15 protein-coding genes are annotated in these 17,900 nt (G+C 63.4%); 2 read left to right on the top strand and 13 right to left on the bottom strand.

Going from position 1 to position 17,900, the window contains the following annotated elements; genetic code table 11:
• Positions 1 to 2 precede the first annotated feature (2 nt).
• The 12 genes from Q427_RS33315 to Q427_RS28635 form a co-directional block, all read right to left on the bottom strand.
• On the bottom strand, positions 3 to 1,103 hold the full coding sequence (locus Q427_RS33315; protein ID WP_231613416.1) for an oxidoreductase: 1,101 nt from the start codon (positions 1,101 to 1,103) through the stop codon (positions 3 to 5).
• On the bottom strand, positions 1,073 to 2,287 hold the full coding sequence (locus Q427_RS33310) for an FAD-dependent monooxygenase (RefSeq protein ID WP_231613415.1): 1,215 nt from the start codon (positions 2,285 to 2,287) through the stop codon (positions 1,073 to 1,075). Before Q427_RS33310 ends, Q427_RS33315 begins: the two co-directional genes overlap by 31 nt.
• A gap of 113 nt (positions 2,288 to 2,400) precedes the next feature.
• Complete coding sequence (locus Q427_RS32005; protein WP_331280545.1) at positions 2,401 to 2,868, bottom strand: DUF6537 domain-containing protein; 468 nt, start codon at positions 2,866 to 2,868, stop codon at positions 2,401 to 2,403.
• Positions 2,787 to 3,983: an indolepyruvate oxidoreductase subunit beta family protein gene (locus Q427_RS04755; protein WP_197030510.1), complete on the bottom strand. Its 1,197-nt coding sequence runs from the start codon at positions 3,981 to 3,983 to the stop codon at positions 2,787 to 2,789. Before Q427_RS04755 ends, Q427_RS32005 begins: the two co-directional genes overlap by 82 nt.
• Positions 3,976 to 6,132: a thiamine pyrophosphate-dependent enzyme gene (locus Q427_RS04750; protein WP_051496134.1), complete on the bottom strand. Its 2,157-nt coding sequence runs from the start codon at positions 6,130 to 6,132 to the stop codon at positions 3,976 to 3,978. The genes Q427_RS04755 and Q427_RS04750 overlap by 8 nt, the downstream gene beginning before the upstream one ends.
• Positions 6,133 to 6,189: 57 nt before the next feature.
• Positions 6,190 to 7,506 carry a TRAP transporter large permease gene (locus tag Q427_RS04745; RefSeq protein ID WP_043511498.1) on the bottom strand — a complete coding sequence of 439 codons (1,317 nt, stop codon included), beginning with the start codon at positions 7,504 to 7,506 and terminating at the stop codon, positions 6,190 to 6,192.
• Positions 7,507 to 7,563: 57 nt separating this feature from the next.
• On the bottom strand, positions 7,564 to 8,037 hold the full coding sequence (locus tag Q427_RS04740) for a TRAP transporter small permease (RefSeq protein WP_051496133.1): 474 nt from the start codon (positions 8,035 to 8,037) through the stop codon (positions 7,564 to 7,566).
• Complete coding sequence (dctP, locus tag Q427_RS04735; protein WP_043511495.1) at positions 8,030 to 9,007, bottom strand: TRAP transporter substrate-binding protein DctP; 978 nt, start codon at positions 9,005 to 9,007, stop codon at positions 8,030 to 8,032. The genes Q427_RS04740 and dctP overlap by 8 nt, the downstream gene beginning before the upstream one ends.
• A gap of 54 nt (positions 9,008 to 9,061) precedes the next feature.
• The gene (locus tag Q427_RS04730; RefSeq protein ID WP_051496132.1) at positions 9,062 to 10,150 is read right to left on the bottom strand and encodes a cyclase family protein; all 1,089 of its coding nucleotides are present in this window, start codon (positions 10,148 to 10,150) and stop codon (positions 9,062 to 9,064) included.
• Between the two features lie 311 nt (positions 10,151 to 10,461).
• Entirely contained in the window at positions 10,462 to 12,393 is a 1,932-nt protein-coding gene (locus Q427_RS04725; protein WP_043511492.1) for a TRAP transporter permease, read from the bottom strand.
• A 74-nt stretch (positions 12,394 to 12,467) separates the two neighbouring features.
• On the bottom strand, positions 12,468 to 13,505 hold the full coding sequence (locus Q427_RS04720) for a TAXI family TRAP transporter solute-binding subunit (protein ID WP_043511491.1): 1,038 nt from the start codon (positions 13,503 to 13,505) through the stop codon (positions 12,468 to 12,470).
• A 64-nt stretch (positions 13,506 to 13,569) separates the two neighbouring features.
• A complete protein-coding gene (locus tag Q427_RS28635; protein ID WP_051496131.1) occupies positions 13,570 to 14,349 on the bottom strand; it encodes a GntR family transcriptional regulator in 780 nt (259 codons plus the stop codon).
• A 146-nt stretch (positions 14,350 to 14,495) separates the two neighbouring features.
• On the opposite strand from Q427_RS28635, the gene Q427_RS04710 reads away from it, so the two are divergent.
• Positions 14,496 to 16,286 (top strand): gamma-glutamyltransferase family protein, encoded by a 1,791-nt coding sequence (locus tag Q427_RS04710; protein WP_043511489.1) that lies wholly within the window; start codon positions 14,496 to 14,498, stop codon positions 16,284 to 16,286.
• A 377-nt stretch (positions 16,287 to 16,663) separates the two neighbouring features.
• A complete protein-coding gene (locus tag Q427_RS04705; protein ID WP_043511487.1) occupies positions 16,664 to 17,092 on the top strand; it encodes a phasin family protein in 429 nt (142 codons plus the stop codon).
• A 309-nt stretch (positions 17,093 to 17,401) separates the two neighbouring features.
• On the opposite strand, the gene Q427_RS04700 is transcribed toward Q427_RS04705, so the two are convergent.
• A partial coding sequence (locus Q427_RS04700) for a 2-dehydro-3-deoxy-6-phosphogalactonate aldolase (RefSeq protein WP_231613414.1) occupies positions 17,402 to 17,900 on the bottom strand: 499 nt, incomplete at its 5' end.

Below are 17,900 nucleotides of genomic sequence, written 5' to 3'. Positions count from 1 at the left end.
GCTCATGTCCACCCCTCGCCGCGTTCGGCCAGACGCTGGAGCTGGTCGCGGCCGGGGCCGTAGGGTAGCGGCCAGTCGCACTGGCTGTCGCCGAGGCCCGCCGCGGCATGCAGGGTCCAGTAGGGGTCGGCCAGGTGCGGGCGGGCCAGGCACACCAGGTCGGCGCGGCCGGCCATCAGGATCGAATTGACGTGATCGGCCTGGTAGATGTTGCCCACCGCCATGGTGGCCATGCCGGTCTCGTTGCGGATGCGGTCGGAGAAGGGCGTCTGGAACATGCGTCCGTACATCGGCTTGGCCCGGGTCGAGGTCTGTCCGGCGGAGACGTCGACGATGTCCACCTCGGCGGCCTTGAGCAGGTGGGCGATCTTGACGGCTTCGTCAGGCGTGACGCCCTCGTCGCCGACCCAGTCGTTGGCCGAGATGCGCACCGACAGCGGCTTGTGGGCCGGCCACGCCTGGCGCACCGCGCGGATCACCTCCAGCGGGTAGCGCATGCGGTTCTCGAGCGAACCGCCGTACTCGTCGTCGCGGCGGTTGGTCAGGGGCGTGATGAACGAGGAGAGCAGGTAGCCGTGGGCAGCGTGCACCTCGAGCATGTCGAAGCCGGCGCGCTCGGCCATCTCGGCGGCAGCGACGAATTCGTCGCGCACGCGCTCCATGCCGGTGCGGTCCATGGCCTTGGGCACCTGGTTACGCTCGGACCAGGGCACGGCGGAGGCGGCCAGGATCGGCCAATTGCCCTCGGCCAGCGGGGCGTCCATCGCCTGCCAGCCGAGCTGAGTCGAGCCCTTGGGGCCGGAGTGGCCGATCTGGGCGCACAGCTTGGCGTGTGTTTCGGCGTGGACGAAGTCGCACAGGCGCTTCCAGGCCGCCTCGTGCTCGGGTGTATAGAAGCCGGGGCAGCCCGGGGTGATGCGCCCCTGGGGCGAGACGCAGGTCATCTCGGTGTAGACCAGTCCGGCGCCGCCCTTGGCCCGCTCGGCGTAGTGCACGAAGTGCCAGTCGGTGGGGCAGCCGTCCACCGCCTTGTACTGGGCCATGGGCGAGACCACCACCCGGTTGGCGAGCGTCATGTCGCGCAGCGTGAAGGGGGCGAACATCGGCGCCCGGTCGCTTTCCGGGTTGCCGCCTGGGCCTGGAACCAGCGCTCGGCGCTGGCGAGCCACGCCGGGTCGCGCAGGCGCAGGTTCTCGTGGCTGATGCGCTGGGAGCGGGTCAGCAGCGAGTAGTTGAACTGCACCGGGTCGAGATCCAGATAGCGCTCCACCTGCTCGAACCACTCGGTGGAGTTGCGCGCCGCCGACTGCAGGCGCAGCACCTCGGTGCGGCGCTCCTCCTCGTAGCGGGCGAAGGCGTTGGCCATGTCGGGCTCGCTGTGCAGGTACTCCGCCAGGGCGATGGCGCTCTCCAGAGCCAGCTTGGTGCCCGAGCCGATGGAGAAGTGGGCGGTGGCAGCGGCGTCCCCCATCAGCACCACGTTGTCGACGCTCCAGCGCTCGCACAGCACCCGGGGGAAGTTGATCCAGGCGGAGCCGCGGATATGGTTGGCGTTGGTCATCAGCGCATGGCCGCCCAGGTGGCGGGCGAAGATGCGCTCGCACACGGCGATGGATTCCTGCTGGCTCAGCTCGCCGAAGCCGAAGGCCTGCCAGGTGGCTTCGCTGCACTCGACGATGAAGGTCGCGGTGTCGGCGTCGAACTGGTAGGCGTGGGCCCATACCCAGCCGTGCTCGGTCTTCTCGAAGAGGAAGGTGAAGGCGTCATTGAAGGTCTGGCGGGTGCCGAGCCAGACGAACTTGCAGGCGCGCACCTCGATATCGGGCTTGAAGTGCTCGGCGTAGTGCTGCCGGGTGCGCGAGTTGAGGCCGTCGGCGGCGAGCACCAGGTCGAACTCGCGTCGCAGGTCATCGATGCGCTCCTCGGGGATGTCGCTTTCGAAGCGCAGCTCGACGCCGAGCTCCCGGGCGCGCTGCTGGAGCAATACCAGCAGCTTGTGCCGCCCGATGCCACAGAAGCCGTGACCGGTGGAGACGGTCTTCACGCCGTCATGGACCACGGCGATATCGTCCCAGTAGGCGAAGTGCTCGCGAATCCGTTCGGCGCTCACCGCATCGTTGCGCGCCAGGTTATCCAGTGTCTCATCGGAGAGCACCACGCCCCAGCCGAAGGTGTCGTCGGGGCGATTGCGCTCGAGCACCACGATGTCGTGGGCAGGGTCGTGCAGCTTCATGCTGATGGCGAAGTAGAGCCCTGCCGGGCCCCCGCCGAGACAGGCGACTCTCATGAATATTTTCCTTCTTGTCTACATAAATTGTTCTACATAAAATATTTAAGCTTGAAGCATCTGGGCGCACCTTCGGCCCTCGTGCGTTGCGTATCCAGGGCTGTTTACCGTGCTTAAAGCTGTTTCACGGCGATCCGTGAGCGGTCGTCCGCGGTATGCGCCGGAGCTTCCGGCTGCCACTCACCAACGCTTTGCTTGAGGGTTTCACCCTTCTCATCGGCGAGGGCGGCATCGTGAAGTTGGCGCAGACGTATGGCCGCATCGGGTGCCTCGCCGTAGCGCTCGAAGGCCTGCATCAGGGTGTTGAAGCTGGTCAGGCCGCGGCGGTGTGTGTCGCCATATCCCTTGACCAGACCTTGCGCCTTGATGACCTCGAGGGCGACGTCAGGTGATATGTCGAAGGCTCGGTCGACCGCCGACAGCCAGGCATCGATACACTGGCGCTCTTTGCGATAGCGCAGGGTCTTGCGGCGCCAGCGTCGCAGGCTCGCCACGCTCATCAGTAGCAGAAAGCCTCGCAGTCGCTGGGGCTGATGCGACGTCCACGCTGGGTCAGCTTGGCCAGCGGACGGCGAACCCAGCCGGTATGCAGCACCCAGTGGCCGAGGCCGGCCGGCAGGGTATCGCAGATCTCCTCGACACGGGGGTGCATGAACTCGGCGGTGTAGACGATCTGCTCCGGCTCGGCCTTGACCTCGTTGCGCACGCGCTCCAGGCGGTCGCGGCGAATCTTCAGGTCGGCCACGCGAATGGTGTCCTCATAGCTAAACCACAGTGCCAGGTGGCGGGCCAGCTCTCGCAGCAGGATGTAATCCCTGTCCTCCAGCGGGAAACGTGGCAGGCGTTCTAGCAGAAGCTCCAGGTACTCCCTGGCGTAGGCGGGGTCTTGATAGTCGATCAGTCGCAGCACACCCTCGTGGATCACCTCACGCGCCGACTCGGGAAAGCGGCTTTCGATGTCGCGCTTCAAGGCGTCGAGTTCCGGCAACTCGGACTGCGGCCGTGGCTCATGCATTTCAGCTTGGGCGTCGCTCGGTTCGGCAAGGGGCTTCGCGCCCTGGGCCTGCCGGTAGCTTTCATCGAAAGCACGCAGGCTTGCCGTAACCCCAATGCCACCGTCGCGAATGGCCTGCTCGAACGCTTCACGCGGGAAGGGCAGCGCCTGGCTGCCGGCCAGGGCGCCAAACAGCACGGCGCTGATCACGCTGCCCTGACGGTGCGCCGTGGCGTCCATGTCGAACTCGATAAAGTGCCGGGCATGGTGTTGCAGCTGTTTACGCACCGGCTCCGGGTCGAGGATGCCGTTGCCCATGGCGCTCTTCTCGGTGATGCCATAGACCCGGTGGCTCGAGGCAATCACCGTGGTGCGGTCAGGGGTGACGAGCCCGCGCTCCAGTGCGCGGCCCGCTTCCATGAACTCGGCGGCCAGTACGATATCGACGTCGCCGGACGAGGGCATCAGGGCCAGCACCGGGGCCTGGCCGGCGCGTTCGGCCTCGGCTTCCGGAAACAGCTCGAGGTAATAGATGGTGGCCCCGGTGCGCTGGGCAACCCCGGGCACCGAGGTGGCCTGGGCCAGGTAACCGTTGCTCTCGGCCAGGTGGACGATCCAGTCGGAGAGCACGCCGCCGCCCTGGCCGCCCATGGCCATGATCGCCAGCGTGATCGGTCGTGTGGCAGTGGTCACGTCAGGCATGGGGTTCTCCCGTAAGATGTGCGGATGGGGGCAGCGGGGCGAGGCGCTTCTCACGCCATGCCTGCAGGCGCTGGATGACGGCTTGGCGCCCGCGGTGCAACAGACGGTCCCAGCGATTGGGATGGCTGATTACATCGGCGCGATAGAAGGAGGGGCACAGCACAGCGGCGTGGGCCGCCTCGCCACACAGGCCGCAGCCCACGCAGGTGTTGTCCACCTGGGCGACGGGGTGTTCACGCAGCGGATCGGGGTTGGGACTGATCGACAGCGATGGGCAGCCGGAAATACGGATGCAGGCGTGGTCGCCGGTACAGGTGTCGCTGTCGACGCCGAAGCGCCGTCGAACGGTGCGCTTGCCGTCCTTGAGCGCTTGACGCACCTTGGGTTTTTCGCGCCGCTGCAGGTTCAGCATGCACTCCGACTGGGCGATGATCACCTTGGGACCCTTCTCCTTGGTGGTCAGGGCTTCGGTGAGCGTGTCTTTCATGCGCTGCACGTCATAGGTGTGATCAACGACCCGAATCCATTTGACCCCCACCCCCTTTACCGCTTGTTCAATGGGAATGTTGGTGTGGCGCATGGGGTTTTCGGCACGGGAAGAGGGGAGGTCCTGTCCGCCGGTCGCCGCCGAATAGAAGTTGTCCACGATCAGCAGCACATCATCGTCGCCGTTGTAGACGGCATTGGCGACACCATTGGTCAGGCCGTTGTGCCAGAAGCCGCCGTCACCCATCACGCTGATGGCGCGGCCGCCCTTGGAGCCGTGGAATGCCGAAGCCGCCGAGGCGCCCAGGCCATAGCCCATGGTGGTATTGCCGATATTGAAGGGCGGCAGGATGGAGAACAGGTGGCAGCCGATGTCGCAGCTGACATGGCGTGGCCCCAGCTCCCGCTCGACGAGCTTCATGGCGGTAAATATCGGTCGCTCGGGGCAGCCGGTGCAGAACCCAGGCGGGCGGGGCGGCAGGGCCGGTACCGGATTGTCGAGTGCAGGCAGAGCCTCGGGTGGTGGGAGCCGCTCCGGCGCGGCGGCGGTCAGGAAGTCGCGCAGGCCTTTCAGCATCACCTGGCCAATGTATTCGCCCGCCTTGGGCAGCACGTCCTTGCCATGGATGCGCGTGGCGATATCGGCGCGCCGCAGAATGCTGGCAAGGGCCTGCTCCAGGTAATCTGGCTGACCTTCCTCGATCATCAGTACGGCACGCTTGTCGGCGCAGAAGGCTTCCAGTTCGTCGTCCACCAGCGGGTAGGTGACGTTGAGCACATGCAGTGGAATACGGCTGTTGCCGAAGGTGTCGGCCAGGCCGAGGCGCTCGAGACCGCGAACGACCGTATTGTAGAGCCCACCCTGCAGGATCAGGCCGATCTCCCCATACTCGCCGGGGAAGGTCTCGTTGAGCCGATGCTCCTTGATGTAATTCACTGCCGCCGGCCAGCGTGTGTTGACCTTCTCGTGCTCGTGCTGGAAGCTCGCCGGCGGCAGCACGATGCGGTTGGTGTCGCGAACCGGATTGGCCAGCGCATCATCGATGGTGAATTCGGGAGAGCGGTTGGCCTGGGTCTGGAAGCGCCCGTGCACATGGCAGGCGCGGATGCGCAGCTCCAGCATGACCGGGGTATTGCTGGCTTCCGAGAGCTCGAAGCCATGCTCCACCGCCTTGACGATGGAGGGCAGGTTGGGGCGCGGGTCGAGCAGCCAGATCTGGCTCTTCATGGCGAAGGCATGGGTGCGCTCCTGCATGATGCTCGAGCCGTCGCCGTAGTCTTCACCGACGATGATCAGTGCGCCGCCGGTCACGCCGCCCGAGGCCAGGTTGGCCAGGGCATCCGACGCGACGTTGGTGCCCACCGTGGATTTCCATGCCACGGCGCCGCGCAGGGGATAGTTGACCGAGGCGGCCAGCATGGCGGCGGCGGCGGCCTCGCTGGCATTGTTCTCGAAGTGGATGCCCAGTTCCTCGAGGATCGGCTGCGCATCAGCCAGCACGTCCATCAGATGGGAGATCGGCGCGCCCTGGTAGCCGCCCACATAGGCGACGCCCGACTGCAGCAGCGCCTTGGTCACGGCCAGGATGCCCTCGCCCTGGAAGGTGTCACCCTCCCCAAGACGCAGCTTCTTGACCTCCTCGACAAATGTTCTTTCAGCCATCTTGTTCTCCTCGCCGCTCGGGCATGGTGCCCTCGTCGTGAGTGGTGTTGTTTGGATTCAGCGCATCAGGTTGGGCAGGCCGGTGGCAAGCCAGGGCAATGCCACCACCAGTGCCAGCACCAGTAACTGGAGGAGCAGGAAGGGCAGCGCGGCCTGATAGACCTGGGTCAGGCGGATGCCGGGAGGTGCCACACCCTGCATCACGATCAGCAGCAGCCCGAAGGGCGGCGTCAGGAAACTGATTTCCATGGCCACCAGGAACAGAACGCCGATCCAGATCGGGTCGATGCCCAGGCTCGAGACCAGCGGCATGAAGAACGGCAGGGTGATCATGATCATGCTGATCTGGTCGGCGAAGCAGCCCAGCACCAGCAGTACCAGCAGCATACCGAGCACGACCATCAGCGGCGTCAGATCCCAGCCAGTGATTACCTGCAGCAGGCCGCTCGTGGCACCGGAAAAGGAAAGCAGCTGGGAGAAGGTGGTGGAGGCAACCAGCACGAACAGGATCATGACCGAGACCTTGGCGGTTTCCATCAGCGACTTGACCAATGACTGCAAGGTCAGGCAGCGATAGCAAAGTGCGGCAAGCGTAGCGGCGACGGCGCCGAAGGCAGCCGACTCCGTGGGCTCGGCCCAGCCCGCCAGCAGGCTGCCCACCACGGCTACGAAGATGCCGCTCAGCGGCAGCACGTAGACGCAGAAGGGTTGCCAGCGCTCCCAGGTGGTGAGGCTGGTATCGCCCTCGTCCGCCGGTGCGAGCTCAGGATTGCGCGCGCAGCGGATCATCACATACAGCAGCACGGAAATCCCCATCAGGATGCCGGGGATGATGCCGCCGATCAGCAGCTGGCCGATGGAGATGCCGGCCAGGCTGCCCAGCGTGACCGCAAGTGCCGAAGGGGGAATCAGCATGGCGATGCCGCCCACCGCCATGATGGGCCCCATGGCAATGGAGGGGTGGTAGCCACGCTTGAGCATGTCGGGCAGTAGTGAACTGCCCATCATGGCGGTATTGGCGATGCTCGAGCCGGAGAGGGTGGCGAAGGCCGTGCCGCCGAGCACCGAGACGATGCTCAGGCGGCCGGGAATGCCCTTGATCAGACGCTCGATGGCGGTGATCGCCTTGTAGGCGAGACCCGTATGAAAAAGCACTTCGCCCATAAGCACGAACAGCGGTATCGGGATCAGGGAAAAGCTGTTGATGGCCTCGGCGCTGTTGCGCGCCATCTGCATGATGCCCATCTCCCCGCCCATGAAGACATAGGCGCCGACGAGATTGATCGCGATGAAGGCAAACACCACGGGCAGGCCCAGTGCCATGAGCAGGATGAGCCCGCCCACCAGCAACATCAGAGCAGAATGCCATTCCATGTCGTCAAACCTCCCGTGGCTGGATGAGGCGCCACAGGCGGCGCAGGAACTCGAGGGTCAGCAGGCCAAAGCAGAGGTCGGCAGGACGAAGTTCCACCACTCGGGAAACACGAACGACTTGAAGACCATGCTGCCCCGACTGAGATAGTCGGAACCGGTAGCCAGCAGGAAGTAACCGAAGCACAGGCTGATAAAGGCACCGAGGAGGTTGATGAACATCTCCAGCCATCTTCCGGGTGCCTTGGGCAGGGCCTGTTGCAGCAGGTCGACCCGCACGTGGGCGCCGTGATAGAGCACCCAGGGAGCGGCCAGGAAGGTGGCGGCGGCGATGGCATACTCGCTGCCTTCCACCGTGCCGTAGATCGAGCCGAAACCCAGGTTTCGGCTGAGCACGTTGAGTACGATGACTACCGACACGACACCGATGATGAGACCTGCGGCCAGGCCGCAGGCTTGCATCATGTAGTGGTACGTCTTCTGCAACGGTGAGCGTGCCACTGGCTCGTTATTGACGATGGCTGCGTCATTCACTGTCCAGGATCTCTCTCAGCTTCTCGGTATTCGCGGCATGCTCCTGAGCCAGCCGCTCCCACTGGACTTCATAGGCCATTTCGAGAAAGCGCTCACGGTCCTCACCTTCGAACTCGATCACTTCGATTCCCGCTTCGGCCTGACGACGCTCCTCTTCGGCATTGATTTCCTCGTTGAGCCCGTTGAGCTCTTCCAGCCAGATGGCCTTCTCGGTGAGGTAGTCACGCTGCTCATCGGTCAGGTTGTCCCAGGTGTTCTGGTTGACCAGCACGCCGACTTCCACGTGATAGAAGCCAGGGTCGACGCGGTAACTCGTATGCTCCTGCCAGCCGAGATCGAAGATGCCCTGAACCGGCCAGCCGTAACCGTCGACGATGCCGCGCTCCAGTGCGGTATAGACCTCGCCCGGCGGGGTCTGGGCCGCTTCGCCACCCATGGCCTCGACGAAGGCGCGATAGACCGGCGTGATGCGCAGGCGCAGGCCATTGAGATCGGGGCTGTCGATGGGCTCGTTGAGATAGAGGTGGTAGCGATTGCCGTAGTTGGTATAGGCCAGGTAGTGGACGTTCATCTGCTCGCGCCACATCTCCTGCAACTGATCGAAACGGCCCGTTTCTCGCAGTTCTTCGGGTGAGTAGCGTGTCAGGTTAAGCGCATGGGCCGCCGGCAGAGAACTCGTATAGAACGCCGAGGTGACGAAGGCCATGTCGACCACGCCGTTGCTCACCGCATTGCCGACCTGGAAAGGCGGCATGGCCTCGGGGCCGCCTATGAAGTTGACCTCAATCGGAGCGTCGGGGTCGTTCGCGATCTCTTCAAGGAACATCTCGAAGGTGTGTGGGATCGCCGTGCCGGGGTTGAAGGCGCTGACGGTTCTCAGCGTCACCGTGTCCGCGGCGGCTTGCGTCACCAGGCCCAAGGAGACCAGGGCAGCGCCAATCGTGGTGGTCCAGCGGAGGTTATGCGTCATGTCGTGACTCCCTTGTTGTTGTCGTGACTTGTACTTGGGTTTAAGGAACGGGCTTCAGGGACGAGCAGGGGTGCCGATGGCAACGGGCCTTACCGGCGCCTGCGCAGCTCCCTTGGTCAGAGTGGGAAGGATCATGGTGCATGAGGTCCAGACCTGGTCAGCGGCCAGTTCGGCCAGCCGCGCGTTCTGGATTTGGTAGATACCCGATTGCGTCAGGTTATGGTGATGGATGGCGAAGGGGAGACCATCCGGCACGCCTTCAGGGATTGCCTCGCCCGCCAGCATTCCTTCCGGGGCGGGGTCGGTGAAGGGGTTGTCCAGGGCGACCAGCACGATGGCCTGCTCTTCGAGCCACTCCATGGTGTCATAGGCCAGGCCAGGGCCTTGGGTGTAGTAGCGCCCGTCATCGCTGTCCCAGTGCTCTCCCCAGCCGGTGTGGATATAGAGCACGTCGCCGGGCAGCAGGCCGCGCCAGGCAAGCCCTTGGGCCTCGATCATGGCTTCGATGTCGTCACGGCTGATCAGGTCGCCGGCGGCGAGCGGCTCTCCCTCGTTGAGGTACGCCGCGGCATCCAGCAGCACCGCGGAGGAGACGATCGGCGGCAAGTTCTCAAGGCCGAGCCTCTCGAGAGCCGCATCCGGGGTTGGCTTGACCTCGTCTTGGGTGAAGCCGCCGTAGTATTGCAGCTCCTCGACAGGAAACTCCCCCTCACCGCTCCAGGGCTCGGTTAGAAAGGCGAAATGGCCGAGGCCGTCGAGCTGTGTGCCCTGGCCGCCGATATTGCCGCTCGTGGACTCGGTATTGAAGCCGTGCCGAGTGCCCGGGATACCGCTGGAGGGATCGAAGCGATAGGTTTCCGGCTCGGCAAACGGCGACTGGGGCATTTCTGCGGTGCGCTGATAGGAGAGTTCGTAGGACTTTGCCTCTGCCTGCATGAGGTGAAAGGCGCAGCGCTGCCAGGCGCCAGGGCCCTGGGTGTTGCCCATGCCGGCTTCGTCCCCATTCGGCCAGGGAGGAAGCGGGACCTGCGGGGTGTTCTGCAGGTGGCCCTGGTGGTCATCAGGTGTGGCTGCAAGAGTCGCCGTGCAGCTCAGGGCTGCCATGCACGCGGCAGTGGGCAGCAGTATCAAGCGGGATTTCATTGTCTTTGTTCCCTTGCTTGCTGTTGGATTGTGCGTCGGCCTTCGACGGTGACGCCGCACTGTTTTTCACTGCAGTGTCTGAACCAGCCTAGAAAGGAATGCGGCATATTTCAAGATTGAAGTTTCAAGCTTGAATACTTCGCATGCTAATAGAGAAAAGGAAGCGATGGGCCTCATGGCTCGAAATGGGTCACAGCCGTGTGGAGGGTGGTGCCTGGGTATGAGGGGCGGGTGGGGCAGGTAAGGCGCCAGACCACCCGTCGCAGCAGGCCTTTACCGCTGGACGGGTAAGCTGACTCGGCAGAAGGGCCTTAAGCGGAGCCGGTTGCATATTTCGGTCTCATGGTGAACTGGAAGCCGAACATCGCGATGATGACGGAACAGCCCACCAGAGTGCCCAGTTGACCCGGTACCAGTGTCAGCGTAGAGGCCACCAGGAGAATCAGCCTTTGTGGCCAATTGGTGCGGATGAAGCCTTGGCCGACCATCGCGACATTCAGGGCGGATAGCGCCAGAAGGCTAATGGCTATCACGATCAGTTGATCCAGGGGTGAGCCCTCGAGTAGCAGTAGCTCTGGCCTGGCCACGAACAGGAAGGGTAGAAAGAAGCCCGGCAAACCAATCTTGACCGCTTGAACAGCGGTGGTGAAGTACGGTGCCTCGGCTATGCGGGCGGCGATTAACGAGGCGATGGCTACCGGGGGAGTGAGTGCGGAAAATACCGCAAAGTAGAGCACAAACATGTGGGCGGCCATCATGCTCAGGCCCATGTCGATCAGCGCCGGGGCGGTCAGCAGGGCGACCAGAATATACGCGGCGGAAGTGGGTAGGCCTAGTCCGAAGATCAGGCAGGCTGCGGCGGCAATCAGCAGCAGGACGCCGAGGCTGCCGTCGGCGATGCCGAGCATCAGGTAGGAGAGTTTCTGGGCAAAGCCGGTAGCAGTCAGAACCTCCACGAAGATACCGATGACGGCAACGATGACGGCAATGGTGGCACCGCTGAAGCCGCCTTCGCGCAGCCCTTCCACTAGCCGAGTGAAGGACACGCCCAGCGCCCTGAGGGGATGGCGGTACTGGCGTATCACGCTGCTGGTGAGCTCGAGTACAACGATGGCGAGACACCCATAGGCCGCGGCATAGGAAGGCGGCATGCGACTCACCAGTAGAAAGACCAGTACACCAATGGCGATCAGCAGGTGGCCATAGCGAGCCAGCAGATAGGTTGCAGGCAGTGTGGGGGTATCATCAGGCCCCTGATTTGGGGCAATGCCATCCCGGGCGGCTTGCAGGTGCACGGCCAGAATCAAATAAAAGTAATAGAGTCCTGCGGGAATCGCCGCGGCGAGAATCACCTGGTCGTAGGCCAAGCCGGTGACGCCGACCATCAGGAAGGCGGTGAGGCCCATGACCGGGGGCGTCATCTGACCGCCTGTCGAGGCGACGGCTTCGACTGCGCCAGCGAAGGGGGCCTTGAAGCCAGTGCGTTTCATGGTGGGGATGGTCATGGTGCCGGTGCTGGCAATGTTGGCTACGGTGCTGCCGGAGATCATGCCCATGAAGGCACTGGCGAGGACCGCGATCTTGGCTTGTCCGCCGCGGGAGTTGCCGGCGAGTTTGGTCGCGAACCCCATGATGAAGTCGATGCCGCCGGTCGCTTTGAGTAGCCCGGCAAACACCATGAAGATAAAGATCGTGCCGGCAGAAAGCTCGGTGAGTGACCCCAGCACGCCCTGGAAATTGGGGATCGAGGCGTAGGAAACCAGTCGTTCCAGCCCCATGCCGCCGTGATAGAGAAGCTGCGTGGGCAAGGTATTGCCAAAGTACCCGTAGAGCAGGCCGATGACGCCGATCAGGGGAATGGTCAGCCCCCACTGCTGCCAGGCGGCGACCAGGCATACGGCGACGAGCAGGCAGCCGATGAACACGTCGGCAGGCTCCGGGCCAAATACGCGGTCGGTGATCAGGCCCTCATACTCAAGGAATACGTAGCCTGCGGCGATGGCAGCGAGAATGAAACATCCGGCGTAGGTCAGTCGACCTAGCCAGTGCTTAGCATGACCCGCGGCACTGGTAAAAATGATCAGCAGTGCCAGGCCGAGATGCAGTGTCTTGAATTGGCCCGACGGCAAGTAGTAGTGGAACACCTGCAGTAAATGAGTAACCACCATGACCAGGGTGAGGAGGAGTATCAGGTTGGCGGTATTCAGGTAGCCGCGCTTACCGTTGAGCAGCTTGGACGTCATGATGGGCCTCATCCTCGTCGAAGATCGCCTGCCATGCAGCGGGGGAGGGGGGCATGGCAGGCGAGGTGGTGGCGTTAGGCAGTGACCGGATCCGCCACGACTAACTCGTCGCGCCATACGCCGCGTTCCTGGAAGTAGCGTGCGGCACCGGCGTTGACCGGATAGTTCGGCAGCAGATATGCCACCGCGAATTCCACGCCGATATCCTGCAGTTGCGAGCCTACTCGGCGAACCTGCTCGGGATCATCGAAAATGGCTTGGCAGACGGCGTAGGCTTCATCGTCCGTCACGCCGGGCCGTGTGGCCAGCACCCCCGAGATGGCGGGCATCAGCATCTCACCTTCGACCTTGTCCCACTGCTCGGCGCTGACCGTGGTGGCCAGCAGTCCCGAATTGATGGCTTGGGCACGCTCCAGCACCTCGGGCTCGATCGGCAGTACACGGAATTCGACGGTGCTATCGATCTCTGCCAGTGCCGGCGAGGCGCGCCCGTTGGTCAAGGTGGAGGGTATCGCGTCTACCGAGCCCGCTTGGAAGGCACTGAAGGTGTCGTTCCACGAGCCGTAGGTCCAGTTGACGTCGTCGGCAACACCTGCCGCCTGCAGAATGGTCTGGTGCATGATGGCCGTGGCACCGCCCGCTGTAGAAGGCATCACGCGCTTGCCGGCGAGGTCGGCGAGGCTATGGATGTCGGAGTCGGCGCGCACGATCAGCGGAATGTTCCAAACCGTGTAGGCAAAGACCTGGCGTGCATCGATGGGGCCGGGGAAGGGGCGTTCGCCCTGCGTGGCCGGTGGCCAGTCGGTGGACGTGGTCTGGCCGAACTCTATCTCTTCCCGGCTCAGCATCACCATGTTCTCGGCCCCGCCTGAGGTGGACAGGGTGGTGCTGCGGGTGCCGCTGTTGCGCTGCGTCGATTGCGCCAGCGCCTCGATGATGATGTAGCCCGTGGAGCCAAGGCTCGCCGACCCCCAGCGCAACTCGCGATTGGGCGAGGCGGCCAGGATGCCCGGGAACATGGCGACGCCGACCCCGATCATGCCGGCCTGGAGCAGTTGGCGGCGACGCGCGTCGATGGGAGAAGGGCAGTTGTATTTAGTGTCCTGTGTCATGTGACTACCTTTGTTGTTGGCTAAGTGTGTGGGAGATGCCGTTGGCGGCGCTTCGCAGAGGATGTCAGGTGCCGCGTCCCTGACCTGCTTGAGTGCTGAGCTCGATATCGCGATGGCCGGGCTGAATTTCAAAGCGCTGAAAGGTGGTTGGCTGACCGTCCCGGGAGTAGCCCTGTACTCGCCATTGCAGGCCATGCCGAACGTCATCGGACAGGCCAAGGAAGTGCCTTGCATCCTCGGAGAAGGGTGCGACACCGAGGCGATGTACGAAGTGGCTGGTGAGGATGCGCTGGGTCTGGAATAGGTGCTCGTGCAGTGACAGGCCGTCAAAGTCGCTGGCGGGCTTATCCATCAGGTCGTGGGCATACTCCAGCGGCAGGAAGAACTCATTGAACGTCCAGGGCTCGCCCTCTACCTGGACCCGGCGCTGTACGACGGCGGCTCGCTCGCGGCCAAAGAATGCCGCCAGCTGAGGGTCGAGATCCACCGCATGAACGGCCAGCCCCTGCAGGTTGAGCGGCAGCGGTCGACCGTTGTCTTGGAAACGGAAGACGCGGATGTCCTCGAACTTGATTTCCTGGTCGCGGATGAAGGTGCCACGGCCATGTTCGCGTATCACGATGCCATCGTCAGAGAGCGCCTTAAGGGCTTTCTGCAGAGTGCCTAGACTCGCCGGCAAGCGTGAGGAGAGCTCCTGCTCGGAGGGTAGCTTGTCGCCCGGCATGAGGTGGCCGGCATTCACGGCCTCCTTGATGGCGTTATAGAAGCGCGCATACTTCGGCACGCCCAGGTGGTCGTTTTCGAAGTGAGGCAAGCAGGCGTTGACGATCTTGTCCAGTGTCATGGGTCACCGCTATCGGTTGTCACCACTGTTGTCATAAATATAGCTATATAGCTCTGATGATCCTGCCTGCAAAACATGGTAGGTTCAAGTACAACCTGAGCTGCGCGGTGTCGTCGCTGCGCTCGAGAAAAGAGGAACCGATCGTCATGTCCAGCTTGCCGCCGTTCACCACCCGCCCCGAGATCAAGGGCACCTTTGGGGCCGTTACCACCACGCACTGGTTGGCCTCTAGTGTGGGAATGGCGATGCTGGAGAAGGGAGGTAACGCCTTCGATGCGGCAGTCGCGGCAGGGTTCGTGCTTCAGATCGTCGAACCGCACTTGAATGGCCCCGGGGGCGAGGTGCCTATCATTGCGATGCGCCACGACGATGAAGCGCCTAGGGTCATCTGTGGGCAAGGGGTCACGCCCGCTGCCGCAACAGCGGAGCACTTCGAGCAGTTGGGACTGAAAATGGTGCCGGGCACCGGGTTGCTGCCGGCGGTAGTGCCTGGCGCCTTCGGTGCCTGGATGCAGCTGCTGCGCGATTATGGAAGCATGCCTCTCGCTACGGTACTCGAGCCGGCCATTGGTTACGCAGAGAATGGATTTCCTCTGTTGGGTCGTGCGGTGTCCTCTATCTTGCCGGTGGTCGATTTTTTCAAGCATGAATGGCCAAGCTCTGCCGAACAGTGGCTGGTGGGTGGCGGTGCCCCGCGTCCCGATGGGCTGTTTCGCTCGCCGGCGATTGCGCTGACCTACCGGCGCATTCTGGCCGAGGCGACGCTTGCCGGTCCTGATCGAGACGCACAGATCGAGCGTGCTCGAGCCACCTTCTACGAAGGCTTTGTGGCCGAGGCGATCGATCGGTTTTATCGCCAGCCGTTGATGGACAGTACCGGTGAACGCCACGCTGGCCTGTTGACTGGTAACGATATGGCGCGCTGGTCGGCAACCGATGAGCCTACGGTGAGCGGCGAGTATGCGGGTTATCGGGTGCACAAGGCGGGCCCCTGGAGCCAGGGGCCGGTGTTTCTCCAGCAGTTGGCGCTGCTCGAAGGCGTGGATTTTTCGGCTTTTGGCCCGGAAAGTGCCGAGTTCGTGCACCAGATCGCGGAGTCGGCGAAGCTGGCCTACGCCGATCGTGAGGCATGGTATGGGGACCCGGTTGGCGCCGATGTGCCGCTTGAGACGCTGCTCAGCCCTGAATATAACGCCGCTCGGCGCCAGTTGATCGGCGATCAGGCGTCGTTCGAGATCCGCCCTGGTCTCGCCGGCGGCGATGAGCGCATGGCGGCCATCATGGCACTGGCCGGCAGCGAGCCGACTATCGGACCGGGGGGCGGTGAGCCCACCTTTGCCCCACTGCCTAGCGTCGAGGGCGACACGGTGCATCTGGACATCGTGGATCGCTTCGGCAACATGGTGTCGGCGACGCCCAGTGGGGGATGGCTGCAAAGCTCGCCCAGCGTGCCGGGCCTAGGGTTTTCCATCTCCACGCGGGCACAGATGACCTGGTTGACTCCCGGGATAGCCAGTTCACTTCGTCCCGGCGTGCGCCCGCGCACCACGCTCACGCCGACACTGGTGACACGTGACAATAAAGCCGTCATGGCATTTGGCTCGCCTGGCGGTGATCAGCAAGATCAGTGGAGCCTGACCACCTTCCTGCGGATCGTGCATTACGGCTATGACTTGCAGCGGGCGATTGATGCACCACAGTTCCAGATCCGCCACTTCCCCGCCTCGTTTCATCCGCGCGACTGTGTGCTCGGTCGTGTGCTGATCGAAAACCGCTACTCGCAAGAGGTGTTGGCCGAGTTGCGGGCAAAAGGCCATGACTTGTCGTTACAGGGCGAGTGGGCACTGGGTCGTGTCTGCGCCGTGGCCCGACGCGATGGCATGCTCCATGCTGGGGCCTCTGCACGGCATATGCAGGGGTATGCGGTAGGGCGTTGAAAGTTGCGCACCGTTGTCGCTAGCTTCTCCCTTTGCGCTAGCTGATTAACTGCAACAAGAATCGCATTTCTGCGCTTGGAACGTGAGACCACCACGGTAGGCAAGTTGCATTTTCTGCGCAGGAGGGCGCGCTGAACTGACGGGCAGCACGTGGCACCCTCGCTTTGGTGAGGTTCAATCGGTTTGTAGTTCGGCCGAGGCGATGTCATCCGGGTGCGACCATCGTAGCCGTGAGGTATCCCCATGTCCTGGTCGGGAGCAGACTCGGCACCCATGATCAGTCTATGTTGCACTGCACAAAATTCCCTGTTATTGTGCACTGCATCAGAGCGGGGATCTCCCGTTCCATGTCATCCAGAACCCCGGAGGTTCCCATCATGACCAATGCATTCAACTTCGATACCAAGCAGTTTGACACCGCCCAGCTCGAGTCCATGTTCTTCGCCCCGGCACGTGCCTTTGCTGCCTTGTCCGTCGGCTATACCGAGAAGCTGGTCAACGCCCAGCTCGAGGCGACCAAGGCCTATGCCGACGTCAACCTGGCGCAGCTGCGCAGCCTGGTAGAGGTCAAGGACGCCGAAGGCTTGAAGAGCTACCTGGAAGGCCAGCAGCAGGTCGCCAAGGAGCTGACCGAGCGTATGAAGGGTGACGCAGAGAAAGTCGTGGCCCTGCAGCAGGACTTCGTTCAGGAAAGCCAGAAGCTGACCGAGGGCAGCGTCAAGCAAGCCCAGGAAAGCGCCAAGCAGGCCACCGAGACCGCCACCAAAGCCGTCAAGGAAGCCGCTCCCAAGGCCAAGTCAGCCTAAAGGGAAGCGCAACAAGGCATTAGCCCCGCCCCGGCAGGGTTAACGCAAGACAAGAGGCCGCCGATCATGGATCGGCGGCCTTTTTGTATCTGAGCAAGGAGCCGGGTGGATTGTGACCTTCCCACTGATGTCGGGCCGTCTCGTAGGTGGTAGCACAGTGTCTCTTTGTTTGGACAGCTGCGAGGGGGCTCCATCTGGGGAGAAGTGCTACCGGCTCAGTGGCCTGATGCTGGTACAGGTAGACGAGCTTCAAGCTCCTTTTCCCCCGCTAGATTGACGAAGCGAGGAAGGTTCGCAAGCAGGTTGGAATCAGGCCGCTTTCCACGAGGCAGCCAGCGCGCGTGCCTGTTGGCCGACTTGTTCGGGGGATTGGCCGGGCTTGTAAAGGGCGCTTCCCAATCCGGCGCCGTCGATGCCGGCGGTTCGCCAGGCAGAAAAGTTGCTGATACCGATGCCGCCCACGGCGTATAGCAGGGTGCCCGTCGGCAGTACGGCACGCATCGCCTGCATGCCGGCGATGCCGACTTGGACGGCGGGGAAGAGCTTGAGGCCGGTCGCTCCGGCGTCGAGTGCGTCGAAGGCCTCGGAAGGCGTGACGATGCCWGGCCAGCTCTGCAGGCCGAGGYGGCGGGTGGCCTCTATCACCGCCGGGCGGCAGTTGGGCGAGACCACCAGTCGACCCCCGGCGGCCTGGACGTCATGCACCTGGGCGACCGTCAGCACGGTGCCGGCCCCCACCAGGGCGCGTTCGCCCAGCCGCCTCCACCAGTCGGCGGATGCTCTCCAGGGGCTCGGGGGAGTTGAGCGG

It is taken from the genome of Halomonas sp. BC04, assembly GCF_000568385.1.
Note: the sequence above shows the minus strand (reverse complement) of the source record. Positions and strands in the feature narration are given on the sequence as shown.

Bases quoted from the DNA above. Each gene is read 5' to 3' on its own strand.
- Q427_RS33315 (WP_231613416.1), bottom strand. From the start codon at position 1,103: ATGTTCGCCCCCTTCACGCTGCGCGACATGACGCTCGCCAACCGGGTG.
- Q427_RS33310 (WP_231613415.1), bottom strand. From the start codon at position 2,287: ATGAGAGTCGCCTGTCTCGGCGGGGGCCCGGCAGGGCTCTACTTCGCC.
- Q427_RS04755 (WP_197030510.1), bottom strand. From the start codon at position 3,983: ATGCCTGACGTGACCACTGCCACACGACCGATCACGCTGGCGATCATG.
- Q427_RS04750 (WP_051496134.1), bottom strand. From the start codon at position 6,132: ATGGCTGAAAGAACATTTGTCGAGGAGGTCAAGAAGCTGCGTCTTGGG.
- Q427_RS04745 (WP_043511498.1), bottom strand. From the start codon at position 7,506: ATGGAATGGCATTCTGCTCTGATGTTGCTGGTGGGCGGGCTCATCCTG.
- dctP (WP_043511495.1), bottom strand. From the start codon at position 9,007: ATGACGCATAACCTCCGCTGGACCACCACGATTGGCGCTGCCCTGGTC.
- Q427_RS04730 (WP_051496132.1), bottom strand. From the start codon at position 10,150: ATGAAATCCCGCTTGATACTGCTGCCCACTGCCGCGTGCATGGCAGCC.
- Q427_RS04725 (WP_043511492.1), bottom strand. From the start codon at position 12,393: ATGACGTCCAAGCTGCTCAACGGTAAGCGCGGCTACCTGAATACCGCC.
- Q427_RS04720 (WP_043511491.1), bottom strand. From the start codon at position 13,505: ATGACACAGGACACTAAATACAACTGCCCTTCTCCCATCGACGCGCGT.
- Q427_RS28635 (WP_051496131.1), bottom strand. From the start codon at position 14,349: ATGACACTGGACAAGATCGTCAACGCCTGCTTGCCTCACTTCGAAAAC.
- Q427_RS04710 (WP_043511489.1), top strand. From the start codon at position 14,496: ATGTCCAGCTTGCCGCCGTTCACCACCCGCCCCGAGATCAAGGGCACC.
- Q427_RS04705 (WP_043511487.1), top strand. From the start codon at position 16,664: ATGACCAATGCATTCAACTTCGATACCAAGCAGTTTGACACCGCCCAG.